This is a genomic window from Pseudomonas sp. B21-036, assembly GCF_024748925.1.
Taxonomy (GTDB): domain Bacteria; phylum Pseudomonadota; class Gammaproteobacteria; order Pseudomonadales; family Pseudomonadaceae; genus Aquipseudomonas; species Aquipseudomonas palmensis.
Map to the genome: position 1 here is coordinate 3,784,216 of NZ_CP087178.1, position 18,453 is coordinate 3,802,668.

Below are 18,453 nucleotides of genomic sequence, written 5' to 3' on the forward strand. Positions count from 1 at the left end.
GGCCTCAGAAGTCCCAGCGAGTGGTCACCATCACGTTGCGCGGGTCGCCATAAGAGGCCGAGTTGTAGAAGCCGATATTGGTGAAGTAGGCCTTGTCGAACACGTTGTTGACGTTCAGCGTGGCCGACAGCTGCTCGTTGATCTGGTAACGCGCCATCAGGTCCACCAGCCAGTAAGGGTCCTGGGCAAACTCCTCGTCGCGCTTCTTGACGTTGTTCGACAACACCTGCCAGCCCTTGCCCTGCCAACGCGCACCACCGCCGATGGTCAAGCGGTCGAGCGCCCCCTTGAGCTTGTAGCTGGTGTAGAAACTGACCTGGTCCTCAGGCTCCCAGGTCGACACCTTCTTGCCCTGGTCATCGCGGATCACCTTGTGGGTGTACCCCCCTTGCAGTTGCCAGCCCTCAGCCAGTTCGCCGGAGATCTCTGCCTCATAACCCTTGGTCTTGGCCTTGATGCCTTCGTAGGCATACTCGACCGCCGGGTTGGTCGGGTTGCCGTTGTAGGCCCGGTCCTCTTCGCCCCGGCTGCTCTGGTGAATCTCGAAATACGCCAGGCTCGCATTCAGGCGCCCGTCCAGGAACTCACCCTTCAGGCCCACCTCGTAGTTCTGCCCTTCATCCGGGTCGAGCAGGCGGTTGTTGCGGTCGCGGTACCAGGCATCCTGCGGCATGAAGATATCGGTGTAGCTGGCATACAGCGACAGGTAGTCATTGAGGTCGTACACCGCCCCCAGGTAGGGCAGCAGGCGATCGTCCTCGCGGCCGTTGGCGGTCACGCCATTGATGCGGTAGTTGGCCAGGCGTGCACCGAGCAGCAGCGTCAGATCGTCGGTGGGGTGCAGGCGGGTGGTCACGTAGGTGCCGGTCTGGCGCACGCGGTCATCCACGGTCTGGGTCTGCTCCCCCCAGTCCGGTTCGGGGGTGTTGCCGTTCCAGCTGCCGTAGTCGACGGAGTTGCCATTGGGGTATCTGGCGCTCCACCAGCCCTTGCCTTCCCAGTGAGACTGGGCAAACGAGGTACCGATCACCAGTTCGTGCTCACGCCCCAGCAGCTCGAACGGCCCGCTGGCGTAGAGGTCGGCCGAATTGCTCACCGTCTCGCCCGTGTATTTGGCCGAATAGAGGCTGGCGGTGCCGTCGGCGCGCGGGTAGTAACCCTGGATCGAGCCCAGCGGCGCGTCATAGCCGTTGATCTTGTGGTCCAGCTGCGCCTTGGCAACCCAGCCGTTGGCCAGGTGATGCTCCAGGCTGGCAAACACGGTGCGGGTGTACTGGTTCCAGTGGCTCCACTTGGCGCCGTTGTTGAAGTGGCGTGGCAGGTCGTTGCGGTTGCCCTGGGCATCGAACAGCGGAATGCTGCCCGACCAGCTCGAGCCTTCCGGCTTGTTGTCCTGGTAGTCACCGCCCACGGTGAGCAGGGTGTCCGGGCTCAGGTCGAATTCGAGGATGCCGTAGTAGACGTTGGTCTTGCGCTGGTAGTGGTCCATGAACGAGTGCTTGTCCTGGTAGGCCGCCACCGCACGGCCGCGCACGTTGCCGCTGTCGGTCAGCGGGCCGCCCACGTCGAGTTCGCTGCGGTAGTTGTCCCAGCTGCCGGCGCCCAGAGTGAAATGCCCCTTGAAATCGGCAGTCGGCTTCTTGCGCACCAGGTTGATCGTGGCCCCCAGCGACCCCGCGCCGGTGAGCAGGCCGGTAGCACCCTTGAGCACTTCCACGCGGTCATAGATGGCCATGTCGCTCAAGGTGTTGCCGGCCGAATAGCCGACGTTGCGCGCCGTCGAGGGGATGCCGTCGTACTGGAAGTTGTTTATCGAGAAGCCGCGGGCATAGTAGCTGGTGCGGTCGCTGTCGAAGGCCGACACGGTGATGCCCGGGGTATGGCGCATCACATCGTCGATGTTGTTGAGCCCGAAATCGTCCATGTGCTGACGGGTGACCACGGTGATGGTCTGGGGCGTTTCGCGCGGTGTCAGCACCAGCCGTGTGGCGGTGGCGATGGTGCCTGGCGTGTAGGAGCCGCTGTCTTCGGTGATGGTACCCAACTGGTTGCTGGTGACTTCGGTCACGCCCAGGTTCAGCGCCCCGGCAGTTTGCGGCAGCGGGGCCAGGCTGTAGCGCCCGTCGTCTTCACGCACGGCCATCAGGCCATTGCCCTCGAGCAACGCCTGCAGGCCCTGATCGACACTGTAACGCCCGTGCAGGCCGGCGCTGGTCTTGCCCGCGGTCAGGCTCGGTGCGAACGACAGCACCACGCCGGCCTGGGCGGCGAAGCGGTTCAGAACCTGGCCCAGGTCGCCCTGGTCGAGGTTGTATTCGGTCGGTGTGGTGCTGTCGGCGTGCGCCATGCCCGGCATCGCCAGCGGCCACAGCAGGGTGGAGCACAACAGCGTGGTACGCAGCCTTGCCGCGACCGGTGATCGGGTATTCATCGGTTCTTTTCTCTTCTGGTTGGCAGTCAGGCCATCACGCCTGCATGCCTAGAAGTCGAACGAAGGAGCGAATACCTATCATTTACGAAAAATATTTTTCAGGTGGTGAGGGGTTCGATGCTTACCCAGTATTTTGTGCGCCGCTCGACCCGCACCGGCAGGGTCTTGCCGATGGCGCGCAGAATCTGCTCGGTGTCGTCGAGCTTGAAGGTACCGCTGATACGCAGGCTGGAAACCTCGTTGGCACATTTGAGCCAACCGGGGCGATAACGCCGCAGCTCGGCGATGAATACCCCCAGCATCTGGTCGTTGGCAATCAGCAGCCCCCTGCGCCAGGCATCGCGGTCGGGCTCCAGCGGCGAGCCAAGCACGAACTTGGGGTGTGAAAACCGCACCTGATCCCCGGCATCGACCACGGCCCCCCCCATGCCATCGCGCGGCATCACGCCCACCTGGCCCTGGTACACCGCCAGTTGCGTGCTGCTGGCGTCGCTGTCGCGGCGCACCAGAAAACGCGTGCCCAGCGCCTCGACGGTGCCGTTGACGGTCTGCACCCGCAACGGGCGCCCGGCCTTGTCGGCGGCGCTGGTGATCATCACCTCGCCCTGGCGCAGTACCAGCAGGCGCTGCTGGTTGTCGTAGCGCACATCCAGGGCAGTGTCGGTGTTGAGTTCGAGCCGGGTGCCATCGGCCAGGGTCAATGCCTGACGCTTGCCGACGCGGGTATGGTAGTCCGCCGTCCACGGTCCGCTGCTCAGCTCTCGGTAGCCGGCCCAGCCCAGGCCGCTGGTGCCGGCCAGCACCAGTATGCCCTTGAGCACGCCGCGCCGCGGGATCGCGGCAGGCTGCCCGGCGATGTCCAGGGTACGCCCGGCCAGCCCGCCAGATAGCTGGCCAAGCCGCTGCTGAACCTGGACGACCTGTTGCCAGGCCCAGCGATGCTGGTCGTGGGCGTCCAGCCAGGTCTGCCACGCTTGCCGGTCGGTATCATCCACGGCATCAGCATTGAGGCGGGCGCGCCAAAGCGCAGCCTGTTCCAGCGCGGCGCGCTGGAGAGGGTCGAGAGTAGCCATGGGGTCACGAGTCGGCTTGCAGGCTGTACAGCGTACAGTGGTGAAAGGCCTTGGCGATATAGCGGGTGACCGTCACCTCGGAAACCCCCAGCTCCTCGCCAATCAGCCTGTAGGTCATGCCATCGAGCTGCGACAGCAGAAAGGCCCGGCGTATGCGCGGGCCGAGCCCCGCCAGCATGGCATCCAGCTCGCACAGGGTCTGCAGCAGGATCAGCCGCTCCTGCTCGGATATCTCCACCGCTTCGGGCTGCTCGGCCAGTGCCTGCAACCAGGCCCGCTCGAGGCGGGCACGGCGAAAGTAGTCGATCATCAAACGCCGCGCGATGGTGGCCAGGTAGCCGCGTGGTTCGCGTACCGCGCCGAGCCGGTCGCTGGCGTCCGGGGCGCTGAGCACCCGCACGAACACGTCCTGCATAAGGTCGGCCGCCAGGTGCCGACAGGCCACCCGCGGACGCAGCCAGCCCTGCAACCAGCGGTGGTGGTCCTGATAGATACGGCTGACCTGTTCGCGCAACGCGGGATCGGGAGTGGACATGGGCGACCGGGGGTACGAATGAGAATTCCTATCATTCTATGCCTAGCCGACGCTCAGAAGCAAAGCATCGCGGGCCTGCACGACCTACACGGCGGGCGATACCTGTGCCGATGCCGAACTTGGCAGCCCGAACACCCGATCGAACAGCCAGTTGTAGAGGAACGTGTAGCACGGGATCAGGATGATGAACGCCAGGTCCACCACGAAGGCCTCCCAAAGCGAAATCCCCAGCCACCAGGCAATCAGCGGGATCAGGTACACCACCAGGGTCAGCTGGAACCCGATCGCGTGCGCCACGCGCCGGGCCACGCTGCGCCCCCGTGTGGCCTGGCGGCTCTCCCAGTACTCGAACAGGGTGTTGTAGATGAAATTCCACACCATCGCGATGGTGGTGATCATCACGGCCAGCGGCCCGGTGTTGCTGGGCGCGGTGCCGGACAGCAGCGCCAGCCCGAGTGTCGACAGGCACAGCCCGATACCTTCATAGGCCGTTACATACACCAGCTTGCGTTTCAGACCTTGCACCTTTTCACCCCTCGGCAAATCAAATTCGGCCGGCAGGATGCGTCAATTTTCTTGACAGAAAAAGTCAGCAGCTATCAGATCTACTGAAAGGAGAGGCTGATGAATTTTTCCAGCGACACTATCGAACTGTTTCTTGCAGTGCTCGACCGCGGCTCGTTCTCGGCTGCCGCCCGGGCATTGGGGCGGGTACCCTCGGCAGTCAGCATGGCCATCGCCAACCTGGAGGCGGAGCTAGGCTTTGCCCTGTTCGAGCGTACCCACCGTGAAACCCGCCCCACCCCGCTGGCCCTGGCGCTGGAGCCCCATGCCCGGCTGATCGCCGACCAGCTGACGCAGCTTCAGGTGCACGCCATCGAGCTTTCCCAGGGCCTGGAAAGCACCCTGGCCATCGGCGTGGTGCCCGACATCGATCACCAGCCGCTGCTCCAGGCCATCGGCCAGATCAGCCAGCGCCACCCGCTGCTGCAGGTGGAGGTGCTCAGCGCCCCGCAGGAAGATGCGCTGCACCTGCTGCACGAGAGTCGCGTGCAGCTGTGCCTGGCGTTTGCCGGGCTGACGGTCGACCCGCGCCAGCGCTTCGAACAGATCGGCATGGAGTCGCTGACCGCCACCCTCTCACCCCATCACCCCGCGCTGGGCGAGCAGGTGCGCTACCTCGAAGACCTGGTCAACGTGCGACAGATCGTGGTGGCCAGCCGCGATTTGCCGATGCTCGACCCCCGCGTGCTGATCGGTGCCTCGCACTGGCGCACCGACAGCCTGAGCATGGCCATCGAGATGGTCGAGGCCGGGCTTGGCTGGGGCGACTTCCCGCTGTCGCGCATTGCCCCGCTGCTCAAGGCCGGGCGACTGGTGCAACTGGATTTTCGCAACACCCGCAATGAACTGCGCCTGCCGGTGCATGCCTTCTGGCTCAAGCAGCAGCCACTGCAACGCGCTGCCCAGGAGCTGGTGAGGTTGCTGAGACAGACCGCAGCCCTGGCCGACTGACCCCGCGTCAAAATGGTACGTAAATATTTCGTGGTTTCAGCCGATACCTGAAAGGTCAGTCGCGTGCAATTCACGATGGCGGTGCTCACAAGGCTCCGACCCGTGACGCCGTCACTTCCCCTATCTGGCTAAAGGTCTCGAAACATGAACCTGAAATTTCGCCACAAGATCCTGCTCAGCGCCGGCGCAGTCGTCGTGCTGGCCTTTGCACTGTTCACCCTCTACAACGATTACCTGCAACGCAACACCATCCGCCAGAACATCGAATCGTCGGTCAACCAGGCCGGCGCGCTGACAGCCAGCAGTGTGCAGAACTGGATGAGCGGGCGCATCCTGGTGCTGGAAAACCTGGCCCAGAACATCGCCCACCAGGGCGCCAATGCCGACTTCCCCGGGCTGGTCGACCAGCCCGCCTTCACATCGAACTTCCAGTTCACCTATGTGGGCCAGACCAACGGCGTGTTCACCCAGCGCCCGGACGCGAAAATGCCCGACGGCTACGACCCGCGCCAGCGTCCCTGGTACACCGCTGCTGTCGCCGCCGGCAAACCCATGCTCACCCCACCCTACCTGGCGGCTGTCGGCGGGCTGGTGGTGACCATTGCGATGCCGGTCAAGAGCAACGGCGAACTGGTCGGCGTGGTGGGCGGCGACCTGAGCCTGGCCACCCTGGTGGACATCATCAATGCCGTGGACTTCGGCGGTATCGGCCACGCCTTCCTGGTCGACCGCGACGGGCAGATGATCGTCAGCCCGGACAGCGACCAGGCCATGAAGAACCTCAAGGACATCTACCCCGGCAGCAACCTGCAGGTCGCCGCCGGCCTGCACGACGTGACCCTCAACGGCGAACAGCGGATCATCTCGTTCGCCCCGGTCAGCGGCCTGCCGTCGGCCGACTGGTACATCGGCCTGTCCATCGACAAGGCAAAGGCCTACGCCCCGCTGAGCCAGTTCCGCACCTCGGCCATCATCGCCATGCTGATCGCCGTGGCCGCCATCGCCGGCCTGCTGAGCCTGCTGATTCCGGTGCTGATGCGCCCCCTCACCACCATGGGCCGCGCCATGCAGGACATCGCCCAGGGCGAAGGCGACCTGACCCGGCGCCTGACCGTGGAAAACAAGGATGAATTCGGCGAACTGGCCGGTGCCTTCAACCAGTTCGTGGAGCGCATCCATGCATCCATTTCCGAAGTGGCCTCGGCCACCCGCCAGGTGCACGACCTGTCGGAACGCGTGATGAGCGCCTCCAACGCCTCGATCATCGGCTCCGAGGAACAGAGCCTGCGCACCAACAGCGTGGCCGCTGCAATCAACGAACTGGGCGCCGCCACCCAGGAGATCGCGCGCAACGCCGCCGATGCCTCGCAACATGCCAGCGGTGCCAGCGACCAGGCCAACGATGGTCGCCAGGTGATGCAGGAGACCATCAGCGCGATGACGGCGCTGTCGCAGAAGATCAGCGAGTCGTGCGAGCAGATCGAAACCCTCAACGCCAGCACCGATGACATCGGCCAGATCCTCGACGTGATCAAGGGCATCTCGCAGCAGACCAACCTGCTGGCACTCAACGCCGCCATCGAGGCAGCACGGGCCGGTGAAGCCGGTCGCGGCTTTGCCGTGGTGGCCGACGAAGTGCGCAACCTGGCGCACCGTACCCAGGAATCGGCCGAAGAGATCCACAAGATGATCACCACCCTGCAGGTGGGGTCGCGCGAGGCAGTGCACAACATGAACGCCAGCCAGGTGTCCAGCGAGCAGAGCGTGCAGGTCGCCAACCAGGCCGGCGAACGCCTGACCAGCGTGACCCTGCGCATTGGCGAGATCGACGGCATGAACCAGTCGGTAGCAGCCGCCACCGAGGAACAGACCGCCGTGGTCGAGAGCCTGAACCTGGACATCACCCAGATCAACGTGCTCAACCAGCAGGGTGTGGCCAACCTCAACGACACCCTCAAGCACTGCGATGACCTGGCGCGTCAGGCCGGGCGCCTCAAGCAACTGGTAGACAGCTTCAAGATCTGACCCCCGCCCTCGCCCATCGGCCGCCCAGGCGGTCGATGGCACCCTCGCCTGCTGCGTTACGGTTATAAACTAATAACGAACAAGTCTATTTGGCTATAAAAAAACCTTTATGCTGGCGCCATCCGATCACGGGCTCGCTGGGTGTTTAGGTATTTATGGATGTAGGTTCTTTTGGTTTCACCATCGCAGGCCTGGTTGTTGGGTTCATTGTCGGCATGACCGGCGTTGGCGGTGGTTCGTTGATGACCCCGATCCTGCTCTGGTTCGGCATCAACCCGGCCACTGCAGTGGGCACCGACCTGTTGTATGCGGCCATCACCAAGGCCAGTGGCGTCTGGGTGCACAGCAAGCAAAAGAACATCGACTGGAAGATCACCGGGCTGCTGGCCATGGGCAGCGTGCCAGCGGCGGCCTTGACCCTGTGGTTTCTGAGCACCCTGCATACCGACACCCAGACGCTCAACGGCGTGATCAAGCAGGGCCTGGCGGTGGTGCTGATCCTCACGGCGCTGGCCATCCTTTTCAAGTCGCGGTTGCAGGCGTTTGCCAGCAAGCACGCCGGTGACCGCTACCACCTCAGCGAACGCAGCCTCAACGCCCTGACCGTGGTCACTGGCGTGGTGCTGGGCGTGATGGTGTCACTGACCTCGATTGGCGCGGGCGCCCTGGGCACTGTCGCGCTGTTTCTGCTGTACCCGTACCTGGTCACCCGGCGCCTGGTGGGCACCGAGATCGCCCACGCGGTACCTCTGACCCTGGTCGCCGGCCTGGGCCATGCCAGCATGGGCAACATGGACTGGTCGTTGCTGGGCTACCTGCTGCTGGGCTCGTTGCCGGGGATCTACCTGGGCAGCCACCTGACCGGGCGCATTTCCGACAACGTACTGCGCCCTTGCCTGGCGGGGATGCTGTTGCTGATCGGGTACAAGCTCGCGTTCTGAGCGCATCTTTCCGACAGCGCGTCGACGCCATTCGCCGGCAAGGCCGGCTCCTACCGTGATCATGTAGGAGCCGGCCTTGCCGGCGAAGCTTTTTATGACGCAACGTATAGTAGTATTACCATACGTCGCAGGTAGTACTTCCATAACAACCCGACATTGTTATATAAGATGCCCGGAGCCATCTGCGCTGCCGCCACCGACAAGGGGGCAGCTGACATCAAGAGCTAACAATCAGCCAACGGGTGCCACACATGTCGAATTCTCACCAGGGCCTAGCCCCTGCCTGTACGAGCCTGCTCAACCTCGGCTCACCCCCGCGCACGTTACCCCGCCCCGCGACCTGATCGCGGCGCGCCGGCGCCTGCCCCACCGCATTTACCGTCTGGCTGCGAGCCCTGCCCGCCGCCCTGACGCCCCACACCCGCAACAAAGTCGATGGCCCGCCCCAGGCAATAAAAACAACAAAGGAGCCCCACCCATGACGCACGCCCCAACCGATCACGCGCAGAGTTGCGACCGCATCCGCGCCAACCCCAAATTCCAGCAACTGGTGCGCACCCGATCGCGCCTGGCCTGGTCACTCAGCGCCGCAGTGCTGGGTGCCTACTACCTGTTCATGCTGGTGGTGGCGTTCTACCCGCAGGTGCTGCACACACCGCTGGGGGACGGTCGCCAACTGACCCTCGGCATTCCCGTGGCCTCGGCACTGATCGTGCTGTCGTGGCTGCTGACCGGCTGGTACGTGCGCAGCGCCAATACCCGCTTCGACAGCCTCAGCGCACAGATACTGGAGGAGTCGAAATGAACCGCACCGCACTGCTAGTGCTGAGCAGCCTGCTGCTGACCCCGGCGGCTTTCGCGGCGCCGCTGGTGGCCGACAAACAACCGGTCAACCTGCACGCCATCGCGATGTTCTTCGTGTTCGTGCTGGGCACCCTGGCGATCACCTGGTGGGCCGCGCGCCAGACCCGCTCCACCTCCGACTTCTACACCGCCGGCGGCGGCATCAGCGGTTTCCAGAACGGCCTGGCGATTGCCGGCGACTACATGTCGGCGGCCACCCTGCTGGGCCTGTCGAGCCTGGTGTTCGCCAAGGGCTACGACGGCTTCATCTACACCGTGGCGTTCTTCGTCGGCTGGCCGATCATCACCTTCCTGATGGCCGAGCGCCTGCGCAACCTGGGGCGCTACACCTTTGCCGACATCGTGTCGTACCGCCTGGACCAGACCCGCATCCGCACCTTCGCCGCCTTCGGCTCGCTGACCGTGGTGTGCTGCTACCTGGTGGTGCAGATGGTGGGTGCCGGGCAACTGATCAAGCTGCTGTTCGGCCTGGACTACAGCACCGCAGTGATGGTGGTGGGCGCCCTGATGCTGGTGTACGTGATCTTCGGCGGCATGATCGCCACCACCTGGGTGCAGATCATCAAGGCCGTGCTGTTGCTGGCCGGTGGCACCACCCTGGCGCTGCTGGCCATGGCCGAGTTCGGCTTCAGCCTGGAAACCCTGGCCAGTCGCGCAGTGAACGTACACAGCACAGGCTGGAGCATCATGGGCCCCGGCTCGATGCTGGCCGACCCGATCAACGCCGCGTCGCTGTCGCTGGGGCTGGTGTTCGGCATCGCCGGGCTGCCGCATATCCTGATGCGCTTTTTCACCGTGCCCAACGCCAAGGAAGCACGCAAGTCGGTGTTCTACGCCACCGGCTTCATCGGTTTCTTCTTTCTGGTGGTGATGGTGCTGGGCTACGCGGCCATCGTCATCGTCGGCACCGACCCGCAGTTCTACGTGGACGGCGACCTCAAGGGCGCGCTGATCGGTGGCGGCAACATGGTCGCCATGCACCTTGCAAAGGCAGTGGGCGGCAACCTGTTCCTGGGCTTCCTGTCGGCGGTGGCCTTCGCCACCATTCTTGCGGTGGTGTCGGGCCTGGCACTGGCCGGTGCGTCGGCCATCTCCCATGACCTCTACGCCACCGTGTGGAAAAAGGGCACCGCCAGCGAAAAGGACGAGATGCGCGTGACCCGTATCGCCACCGTCGGCCTGGGCATCATCGCGATTCTGCTGGGCATCCTGTTCGAGAAGCAGAACGTGGCCTTCCTGGTGGGCCTGACCTTCGGTATCGCCGCCTCCACCAACTTCCCGGTGCTGATCATGGCCATGTACTGGAAAGGCCTGACCACCCGCGGCGCGCTGGCCGGCGGCTTTGCCGGGCTGATCACCGCGCTGGGGCTGGTGATCCTGTCGCCGGCGGTGTGGGTGTCGGTGCTGGGCAACGCCCAGGCGATCTACCCCTATGACCATCCGGCACTGTTTTCCATGCCGCTGGCGTTCCTGGTCACGGTGATTGTGTCCAGGCTCGACCGCAGCGCCCGCGCAGCCCGCGAACGTGCCGCCTTCGACGACCAGTTCGTGCGCGCACAGACTGGCCTGGGCGCCGCCACCGCCGTCAGCCACTGAACCACTGCAACCCCTGTCACGGGCCGCTACGGCGGCTCGTGCGGGCATCGCTGCACCTCATAAAAACAAAAAAGAGGATTTACCATGCACCGCACTTTCCCACCGTTCAGCCTTGGCCTGCTGGCCACGGCAACACTCGCCGGCGTTTGCAGCACGGCCAACGCGGCCTTTGTCGATGACAGCAAGGCCAGCGTGGAACTGCGCAACTTCTACTTCAACCGCGACTTTCGCCAGCACGAGGCCCCGCAGTCCAAGGCCGAGGAATGGGCCCAGGGCTTTGTGCTGCGCTACGAGTCCGGCTTTACCGAGGGCACCCTGGGCGTTGGGGTGGACGCCATCGGCCTGCTCGGGCTCAAGCTCGATTCCAGCCCCGAACGCAGTGGTAGCGGCCTGCTGCAGCGTGACCGCGAGGCACCGCGCCGTGCCCAGGGCGAGTACAGCGAGCTGGGCCTGACCGCCAAGGTGCGCGCCAGTCACAGCGTGTTGAAGGTCGGCACCCTGATACCCAGGCTGCCGGTGCTGATGCCCAACGACTCGCGCCTGTTGCCGCAGACCTTTTCCGGCGGGCAGTTGAACGTGCAGGAGCTGGAGAACCTGAACCTCGACATCGGCCGGCTGCGCCAGGTCAACCAGCGCGACTCCACCGACTACGAGGACATGGGCGTGACCACGGGCGCGGCAAAAAACATCGTGGCCCGGCGCAGCGACAGCGATCGCTTCGACTTCGCCAGCCTGAGCTACAAGTGGACCGACAGCCTGAGCACCAGCTACAGCTACGGTGCGCTCGACAACCTCTACCGCCAGCACTTCGTGGGCCTGAACCACACCTGGGCGTTGGGCGAGGGGCAGTCGCTCAAAAGCGATATCCGGTTCGCCCGCTCCAGCGATGACGGCGCCAGCAACGTCGACAACAAGGCGCTGGGGGCGATGTTCACCTACGGCATACAGGGCCACGCCTTCGGTGTGGGCTACCAGCGCATGCGCGGCGACACCGGCTTTGCCTACCTCAACGGCGCCGATGCCTACCTGGTGAACTTCGTGCAGATCGGCGACTTCGCCAACAAGGACGAAACCTCGTGGCAGGCCCGCTACGACTTCAACTTCGCCAGCGTGGGCCTGCCGGGGCTGACCTTCATGACCCGCTACCTGCGCGGCGACGGCATCGACCTGGGTGCGGGGCGGCCCGATGGCAAGGAGTGGGAGCGCGACACCGATATCGGCTACGTGGTGCAAAGCGGCCCACTGAAAAACGTCGGCGTGAAGTGGCGCAACGCCACGGTACGCTCCACGCATTTCGGCAACGACCTGGACGAGAACCGGCTGATCCTGTCGTACACCGTTGCACTCTGGTAATTGAACATTGGCCATTCGCCGATAACACTCAGGCGTTGCTCGTGGTCCAGAGGGCAACGTCTGACGTCATCAAGCGACGAACAACTGGAAGTCGCGCTTGAAAAAGTCCCACCTTGGGACCAGAATGGGGCCTTATGAGAATCATTGCCATCAGTCACCTGAAAGCATTTTCCGAGAAGCATCCTGCATCCAAGCAACCCTTGCTCTCATGGATTGACGAAGCCAGGCAGGCAAGATGGTCCACGCCTGCGGATATCAAGGCGCAGTTCGGCAATGCCAGCATCCTCAAAAGTCGCAGAGTGGTGTTCAATATCAAAGGCAATGACTATCGGATCGTGGCTGCCGTGGCCTATCGCTTCGAAGCCATCTACATCAAGTTTGTCGGTACTCACGAACAATACGATGGCATTGACGCCGACACCGTTGAGATGGAGTGATCCTGTGAACATTCACCCAATTCATACCGAGCAGGACTACAAGGCCGCGTTGAACGCAGTGTCCGAGCTGTTCGACAACGAGCCGGAACCCGGCACGCCCGAAGGTGATTACTTCGATGTCATGGTCACGCTGATAGAGGCGTATGAGACCAAGCAGTTTCCGCTCGACCTGCCCGACCCCATCGAGGCTATTCGCTTCAGAATGGAGCAGTCCGGCCTGAGCGCCGCCGACCTGGTACCAGCAATCGGCCGGAAGAACCGGGTCTACGAAGTACTCAATGGAACGAGAGCGCTGACGCTGCCGATGATATGGCGGTTGCACGAAATGTTCGGAATTCCGGCGCAAAGCCTGATAAAACCTCGACAAGTACAGGGCGTCGACACTACACGTTGACTGCTTGCGCAGCGCTATCGAGCCAGGGAGGCCCGGCATGTTGCACGTTCTGTTCCACCGCTTTCCTCTTGCCCTTGCCCTGAGCGCCCTGCTCGTCGCCTGCGTGCCCTACCCGCGAGAGCGCCCGGCCTATGCCGACCTGTGCGAGTCGCGCCAGGTGTTCGAGGTGCCGACCGCGCACGGGGTCAAGACTTTCTACCTGTACACCTACCTCTACGACCATGCGCTGATGTGGAGAGATCGACCCTACACGCAGGGTTACTTCAGCGTGCCCCATGGCTCGCCACAGCGCGAGTTCTACGTGCAGGTGATCGGCTTCAACAAGAATCGCCAGCAGCCTCTCAAGCCAGGGTCGGGCGAAGCGCCCATCCCCATGCTGTACGACAGCCGCAAGGCCTACCTGACCTTCGAGAATGGCCAGCGCCTGGCGGCCCGCCCGGACCTTTACCTGGGCGCGCTGAACAACGACTTCCCGCTTTCGGGCAAGGACTACGTGCGCCCCTCGCCGTTCGACATCAACAGTGACGAGGTGCACCGGCGCATTCCCAAGCTCACCAACAACAGCCGCTATGGCTCGGTCTACGTCGCGTTCAACACCCCGGACTTCAACGCCGACGCCAAGTGGACGATCAACCTGGGCACGTTGGAAATCGACGGGCAGTCGGTTACTGTGGCGCCACTGCAACTGTGCCACCACCCGAAAAAATCCTGGATCGGCGTCGAGCCGTTGATGCGGCCCTGAGCCCCGGTCCACTTCACGCCCACATTCAGCGAGGTTGCATGCAGATCGAGCTTCTGGAGGTTCGCGATCACCTCCACCGTTTCGCCCCTTTCGACGCCCTGCCCGAAGAAACCCTCAACGGCATTGCGCCACGAATCCAGGTGAGCTATTTCAAGGCCGGTAGCACCATCCTGGAAGCAGGCGCCAGCATCCAGGACCTGCACTACGTGCGCAGCGGTGCGGTGGAGATCTACCGGCGCAACGGCGAGCTCTACAACCGCCTGGGCGAAGGCGACATCTTCGGCCAGGCCGGGTTGCTGCGCAGCAACAAGGTGCGCTTTCCGGCCAAGGCGCTGGAAGACAGCCTGATCTACTTCATTCCGGCAGACCTGTTTGCCGAACTGTGCGAGCAGCACGACAGCTTTGCCGAGTTCGTGGAGGCCGAAGGGCATTCGCGTCTCAAATCCGCTGTCGAAGGCCAGGGCCGCGCCAGCGAGCTGATCCAGCTCAAGGCACGCACCCTGCTCTCGCGCAGCCTGGTGTGGGTGAGCCAGGACACTTCGATTCTGGACGCGGCGCGCCTGATGGCCGCCGAAAGCGTGTCGTGCGTGGCAGTGGTCGAACCGGTACCGGATGCCCCCGACAAACTGCTGGGGCTGGTCACCGACCGAGACCTGCGCACCCGCGTGCTGGCCGCCGACCTCAGCAGCAGCCTGCCCATCAGCACGGTGATGTCGAGCGATCCGGTGGTGATCCAGGCCAACGACTCGGTGTTTGAAGCCATGCTGTGCATGCTGCGGCGCAACATTCACCACCTGCCGGTGGTGCACAAGGGCCGCACGCTGGGGCTGATCAACCTGTCGGACATCATCCGCCACGAGTCCCAGAGCAGCCTGCACCTGGTCAACAGCATCTCCAACCAGAACAGCGTGGCCGGCCTGCGCTCGCTGCTGCGCGACCTGCGCGGCACCTATGTGCGCATGGTGCGCGATGGCGCCACCGCGCACATGATCGGCAGCGCGATTTCCGGCATCGGGCGCGCCTTCACCCAGCGCCTGCTGGAACTGGCCGAACGCGACCTGGGCCCGCCGCCCGTGCCGTACTGCTTCATGGCGCTGGGCTCGATGGCGCGGGACGAACAGTTGCTGGTCACCGACCAGGACAACGCCCTGGTGCTGGACGACAGCTTCGACCCGGTGCAGCACGACGCCTACTTCCTCAAACTCGCCACCTTCGTCAGCGACGGCCTGGCCGCGTGCGGCTACAGCTACTGCAAGGGCGGGATCATGGCCACCAACGACCAGTGGCGCCAGCCGCTGCGGGTATGGAAGGGCTACTTCACCCAGTGGATCGACAAACCCAACGCGGCCACCCTGCTCAACAGCAGCATCTTCTTCGACCTCGACGGGGTGTATGGCCAGCTGGAACTGGTGGAAACCCTCAAGATCCTGTGCGCGCAGAAGTCCAGCGCCAGCCCCGCCTTTCTTACCGCCATGGCGCGCAATGCACTGAACCGTACGCCGCCGCTGGGGTTCTTCCGCACCTTCGTGATGGAAACCGACGGCCGCCAGAAACAGATCATCAACCTCAAGGGCCGCGGCACCGCACCGCTCACCGACCTGATTCGCGTGCATGCCCTGGCCTGCGCCAGCACCGCGCAGAACTCGGTCGAGCGCCTGGAAGCCATCAGCGCCACCAAGCTGATGCAGCCGGCGGCCATCGAGCACCTGCGTTATGCGCTGGAGTTCCTGTCGATGGTGCGCATTCGGCACCAAGTGGACGCCCTCGAAAACGGCCAGCAGCCGGACAACTACATCGAGCCCGAGCGCTTCTCCAGCAGCGAGCGACACAACCTCAAGGAAGCGTTCCAGGTGCTGAGCCATGCGCAGAAGTTCCTGCGCTTTCGCTACCCTGGCATCGTGCGGCACTCGCGATGAAGCCGCGTGGTATCGACCGTATCGACTGGGCAACGCGCTTTCAGGCATTGGCAGCCCAGGCGCGCAACCCGCTGCTGAAGAACTTCTACGCCGCCGGCGTGGTGCCGGCTGGCACTCCCCTGGAGCAGGTGCCGTTGCTGGCGCTGGATGTGGAAACCACCGGGCTGGATGCGCAGAAGGATGCCATTGTCAGCATTGGCCTGATGCCCTTCACCCTGCAGCGCATCCGCTGCGCCGAGGCGCGCTACTGGGTGGTGAAACCGCGCACCGAACTGAGCGACGAGTCGGTGACCTTCCACCACATCACCCACAGCGACATCCGCCATGCGCCCACCCTGCCCCATGTGCTCAACGCGTTGCTGGGAGCCATGGCCGGGCATGTGATGGTGGTGCATTACCGCAACCTGGAACGCGGGTTTCTCGACAATGCGGTGCGACGGCACCTGGGTGAGGGGTTGGAGTTTCCGGTGATCGACACCATGCAGCTGGAAGCACTGCTGCACCGTGGCAAACGCAGTTGGCGGGACCGCCTGCTGCGCCGGCCGCCAGCCTCGATACGCCTGGCCGACAGCCGCGCGCGCTATCACCTGCCGCCCTATCACGCGCACCATGCCCTGACCGATGCGTTGGCCACGGCCGAGCTGTTGCAGGCCCAGGTGGCACATCGGTTCGAAGCGGGAATGGAAATCGGGCGGCTGTGGGATTGAACGCCAGCAAACTGGCTTTGTGCAGAAGCCAGCCTTGCTGGCGATGCCCGGCTACGCCGGGCCAGGGGCGCCATGCACGCCATCGCCGGCAAGGCCGGCTGCTACGCCCCCACAATAAAGTTGCTGCGCCGGGCGGGCTTTAACCGCGCGGCTCCGACATCAGTCCCTTGACCAGCGACACACAGCCGAGCAGCAACACGATGGCGAACGGCAGGCCGGTCGACACCGCCATCGCCTGCAGCGCAATCAAGCCGCCACCGAGCAAAAGCGCAATCGCGATCACGCCCTGCATCACCGCCCAGAACACCCGCTGCGGCACCGGTGCATCCACCTTGCCACCGGCGGTGATGGTATCGATCACCAGCGAGCCGGAGTCGGACGAGGTGATGAAGAACACCGCCACCAGCACGATGCCGATGAACGAGGTGATCTCCTTGAGCGGCAGGCCGCTGAGCATCGCGAACAGCTTGAGCTCCAGCACCGCATCGGTCACGCCGGCAAAGTGCTGGTTCACGGTCTGATCGATGGCGGTGCCGCCGAAAGTGGTCATCCACAGTACCGATACCAGCGAGGGCACCAGCAACACGGCGATGAGAAACTCGCGCACCGTGCGGCCACGGCTGACACGGGCGATGAACATGCCCACGAACGGCGACCAGCTGATCCACCACGCCCAGTAGAAGGCAGTCCAGCCCTGGGTGAACTCGGCATCCTCGCGCCCTACCGGGTTGGACAACGCCGGCAGGTACTCGATGTACGCCGTAAGGTTTCTGAAGAAGCCGGTGAAGATCGCCAGGGTCGGCCCGACCACGATGATGAACACCAGCAGCAGCAACGCCAGGCCCATGTTCACCTGGGACAGCATCTTCACGCCCTTGTCCATGCCGGCCAGCACCGAGCCCAGTGCGATGATGCTGATGCCGATGATCAGCAGCACCTTGCTGACATTGGTCGAGGGGATCGCGAACAGGTATTCGAGCCCGGCTGCCGCCTGCTCGGCACCGATCCCGAGGGAAGTGGCCAGGCCGAACAGCGTGGCGAACACCGCCAGGATATCGATCACATGCCCCGGCCAGCCCCACACGCGCTCACCCAGCAACGGGTAGAACACCGAGCGGATCGACAGCGGCAAGCCCTTGTTGTAGGTGAACAGCGCCAGCGACAACGCAACGATCGCGTAGATCGCCCACGGGTGCAGGCCCCAGTGATAGATGGTGGCCGCCATCGCCATGTCGGCCGCCACCTTGGCATCACCGCCTGCACCGCCCAGCGGCGCCCAGTCGGTACGCACGCCGTTGGCGTCGAGGGTGACCCCGCCCATGGCGGCCGAGAAATGCGACATCGGTTCGGCCACGCCATAGAACATCAGGCCGATACCCATGCCGGCGGCGAACAGCATCGAGAACCAGCCCACATAGGAATGGTCCGGCACCGCTTCGCGCCCGCCCAGGCGCACCTTGCCCAACGGCGAGACGATCAGGCCCAGGCACAGCAGTACGAAGATGTTCGCGGTGCTCATGAAGAACCACGCCAGGTTGGCGGTCAACCAGCTGCGCATGGCGCTGAACACCGGCTCGACTTCGTTCTGCAAGGCCAGGGTGAGGATGACGAACAGGAAGATGGTGGCGGCAGAGATGAGGAACACCTTGCCGTGGATGTCCAGCGAGAAGGAAAACTCGCCCTTGAAATTGTCCTGGCCGACGACGTAGTCGGTATCGATCAGGTTTACTTCACCGCTGGGAGCTGGAATGCCGTCGACGGTCGGCGGCTGAGAATGCCCGGGTGTGTCGTTGGAGGGGGTTCTTCCCACGAAATAGCTCCTTGAATTGCTGGCACGCTTCGACGTGCAGTGATCTGATAGCCCCGCTGTTCCTATGGCAAAACGAGAAATGTGAAGGCCACAGGGTAGCAGGCCTGAGGTCGG

Annotated in this window: 16 protein-coding genes; 11 read left to right on the plus strand and 5 right to left on the minus strand. The window is 63.9% G+C overall.

Annotated elements, in window-relative coordinates:
• Positions 1 to 4: 4 nt before the first annotated feature.
• From LOY33_RS17015 to LOY33_RS17030, 4 genes are all read right to left on the minus strand, one after another.
• Complete coding sequence (locus tag LOY33_RS17015) at positions 5 to 2,431, minus strand: TonB-dependent siderophore receptor (protein ID WP_210015003.1); 2,427 nt, start codon at positions 2,429 to 2,431, stop codon at positions 5 to 7.
• Between the two features lie 98 nt (positions 2,432 to 2,529).
• Positions 2,530 to 3,504, minus strand: a complete 975-nt coding sequence (locus LOY33_RS17020; RefSeq protein WP_078479615.1) for a FecR domain-containing protein — start codon at positions 3,502 to 3,504, stop codon at positions 2,530 to 2,532.
• A gap of 4 nt (positions 3,505 to 3,508) precedes the next feature.
• Positions 3,509 to 4,039 carry a sigma-70 family RNA polymerase sigma factor gene (locus LOY33_RS17025; RefSeq protein ID WP_043864521.1) on the minus strand — a complete coding sequence of 177 codons (531 nt, stop codon included), beginning with the start codon at positions 4,037 to 4,039 and terminating at the stop codon, positions 3,509 to 3,511.
• 84 nt (positions 4,040 to 4,123) lie between these two features.
• Positions 4,124 to 4,564 (minus strand): PACE efflux transporter, encoded by a 441-nt coding sequence (locus LOY33_RS17030; protein ID WP_043864659.1) that lies wholly within the window; start codon positions 4,562 to 4,564, stop codon positions 4,124 to 4,126.
• 99 nt (positions 4,565 to 4,663) lie between these two features.
• On the opposite strand from LOY33_RS17030, the gene LOY33_RS17035 reads away from it, so the two are divergent.
• From LOY33_RS17035 to LOY33_RS17085, 11 genes are all read left to right on the plus strand, one after another.
• Positions 4,664 to 5,554 (plus strand): LysR family transcriptional regulator, encoded by an 891-nt coding sequence (locus LOY33_RS17035; protein WP_258659434.1) that lies wholly within the window; start codon positions 4,664 to 4,666, stop codon positions 5,552 to 5,554.
• Positions 5,555 to 5,698: 144 nt separating this feature from the next.
• A complete protein-coding gene (locus LOY33_RS17040; protein WP_058541318.1) occupies positions 5,699 to 7,579 on the plus strand; it encodes a methyl-accepting chemotaxis protein in 1,881 nt (626 codons plus the stop codon).
• 155 nt (positions 7,580 to 7,734) lie between these two features.
• Entirely contained in the window at positions 7,735 to 8,520 is a 786-nt protein-coding gene (locus LOY33_RS17045; protein ID WP_043864524.1) for a sulfite exporter TauE/SafE family protein, read from the plus strand.
• Between the two features lie 478 nt (positions 8,521 to 8,998).
• The gene (locus LOY33_RS17050; protein ID WP_258659435.1) at positions 8,999 to 9,325 is read left to right on the plus strand and encodes a DUF485 domain-containing protein; all 327 of its coding nucleotides are present in this window, start codon (positions 8,999 to 9,001) and stop codon (positions 9,323 to 9,325) included.
• On the plus strand, positions 9,322 to 10,980 hold the full coding sequence (locus tag LOY33_RS17055; protein WP_058541320.1) for a cation acetate symporter: 1,659 nt from the start codon (positions 9,322 to 9,324) through the stop codon (positions 10,978 to 10,980). Before LOY33_RS17050 ends, LOY33_RS17055 begins: the two co-directional genes overlap by 4 nt.
• A gap of 84 nt (positions 10,981 to 11,064) precedes the next feature.
• Positions 11,065 to 12,333 (plus strand): OprD family porin, encoded by a 1,269-nt coding sequence (locus LOY33_RS17060; protein ID WP_043864527.1) that lies wholly within the window; start codon positions 11,065 to 11,067, stop codon positions 12,331 to 12,333.
• A 134-nt stretch (positions 12,334 to 12,467) separates the two neighbouring features.
• Positions 12,468 to 12,770 carry a type II toxin-antitoxin system HigB family toxin gene (locus LOY33_RS17065; RefSeq protein WP_054915303.1) on the plus strand — a complete coding sequence of 101 codons (303 nt, stop codon included), beginning with the start codon at positions 12,468 to 12,470 and terminating at the stop codon, positions 12,768 to 12,770.
• 4 nt (positions 12,771 to 12,774) lie between these two features.
• Entirely contained in the window at positions 12,775 to 13,164 is a 390-nt protein-coding gene (locus tag LOY33_RS17070; RefSeq protein ID WP_043864529.1) for a type II toxin-antitoxin system HigA family antitoxin, read from the plus strand.
• A gap of 37 nt (positions 13,165 to 13,201) precedes the next feature.
• Entirely contained in the window at positions 13,202 to 13,906 is a 705-nt protein-coding gene (locus LOY33_RS17075) for a hypothetical protein (RefSeq protein WP_043864530.1), read from the plus strand.
• A gap of 38 nt (positions 13,907 to 13,944) precedes the next feature.
• Complete coding sequence (locus tag LOY33_RS17080; protein ID WP_104572751.1) at positions 13,945 to 15,822, plus strand: DUF294 nucleotidyltransferase-like domain-containing protein; 1,878 nt, start codon at positions 13,945 to 13,947, stop codon at positions 15,820 to 15,822.
• Positions 15,819 to 16,529 (plus strand): 3'-5' exonuclease, encoded by a 711-nt coding sequence (locus tag LOY33_RS17085; RefSeq protein ID WP_043864532.1) that lies wholly within the window; start codon positions 15,819 to 15,821, stop codon positions 16,527 to 16,529. Before LOY33_RS17080 ends, LOY33_RS17085 begins: the two co-directional genes overlap by 4 nt.
• Positions 16,530 to 16,668: 139 nt before the next feature.
• Here the strand turns inward: LOY33_RS17085 and LOY33_RS17090 are convergent, their stop codons facing one another.
• Positions 16,669 to 18,339 (minus strand): BCCT family transporter, encoded by a 1,671-nt coding sequence (locus tag LOY33_RS17090; protein ID WP_054915306.1) that lies wholly within the window; start codon positions 18,337 to 18,339, stop codon positions 16,669 to 16,671.
• Positions 18,340 to 18,453: the final 114 nt, after the last annotated feature.